This window comes from Oceanobacter antarcticus (assembly GCF_044962685.1).
In the GTDB taxonomy this organism is placed as follows: Bacteria; Pseudomonadota; Gammaproteobacteria; order Pseudomonadales; family Oceanobacteraceae; genus Oceanobacter; species Oceanobacter antarcticus.
In genome coordinates, this window is sequence record NZ_JBBKTX010000067.1 from 1 (window position 1) to 526 (window position 526).

Annotated in this window: 1 protein-coding gene; it reads left to right on the forward strand. The window is 49.8% G+C overall.

The window, feature by feature from the left end:
* Positions 1–512, forward strand: a 512-nt coding sequence (locus WG929_RS20925) for a transposase (RefSeq protein WP_416207616.1), incomplete at its 5' end; no start/stop codon positions are given.
* Between the last annotated feature and the right edge of the window lie 14 nt (positions 513–526).

The window sequence follows — 526 nt, forward strand, 5'->3', positions numbered from 1 at the left end:
GGATGAAGAAAGATATGAATTACAAGGTCACGAAGTCTCTGCCACCGAAAGGGGTGGGTGTGGTGAGGGATGAAAAAATCGAAGTGTGTTACAAGACCCGATCGTATCTGAAAGGCCGCACCTTGAGGCGAGTCGTGTTTCATCGTCAGCAGGATGACAAGGAGCTGGTCTTCATCACTAATGACCTGAAACGCAGCGCTCTGGCGATTGCGGATTTGTACAAACAGCGCTGGCAGATTGAATTGTTTTTCAAGTGGATCAAGCAGAATCTCAAGATCAAACAGTTCTATGGTACGTCAGAAAACGCCGTCAAATTGCAGGTTTTAGTGGCGATGATCAGCTATGTGCTGTTGCGTCTGATCCAGCAAGGCGTGGCCCCTGAAAGGCGTTTGGGGAATGTGTCAATCCGACTGGGATCGGTACTTATGCAGCGAATGCCGCTGCTGGAGGTGTTCAGAAAACCACCGGATTTGCCGGATGATACAGGGCAGCTGGGTCTGGGATTTGGTTAACCGGACAGTAGTGA